Below are 402 nucleotides of genomic sequence, written 5' to 3' on the forward strand. Positions count from 1 at the left end.
CGTGTGGTCCCGCCTGCCCGGCGGGGTGCCCGCATCGGCGTGTGCGGGGCGGGATCTGGGATCGACGGTCGTGCTCGATGTGGACGCCACGATCGTGGTCACCCACAGCGAAAAAGAGAACGCCGCACCGACGTACAAGCGCACGTTCGGGTACCACCCGATCGGTGTGTGGTGCGACAACACAGGGGAGTTCCTCGCCGCGAGCCTGCGCCCGGGCAATGCCGGGTCCAACACCGCGGCTGACCACATCGACGTCCTGGGCCAGGCGATCGCGCAGATCCCCGCCGCTCACCGCCGTGACCTGCTGATTCGATCCGACGGTGCAGGCGCCTCCCATGACCTTCTGGATTGGATCACCGAACAGAACGGCATCCGCGGTCGACGGGTGGAGTACTCGGTCGG

1 protein-coding gene is annotated in these 402 nt (G+C 67.7%); it reads left to right on the forward strand.

Annotated elements, in window-relative coordinates; translation table 11 throughout:
* Nucleotides 1–402 (forward strand): transposase (locus G6018_RS00815; protein WP_182638478.1); only part of this gene is annotated, 402 nt, incomplete at both ends.

The sequence above is a fragment of the Dietzia sp. DQ11-44 genome (assembly GCF_014145205.1).
GTDB lineage: Bacteria > Actinomycetota > Actinomycetes > Mycobacteriales > Mycobacteriaceae > Dietzia > Dietzia natronolimnaea.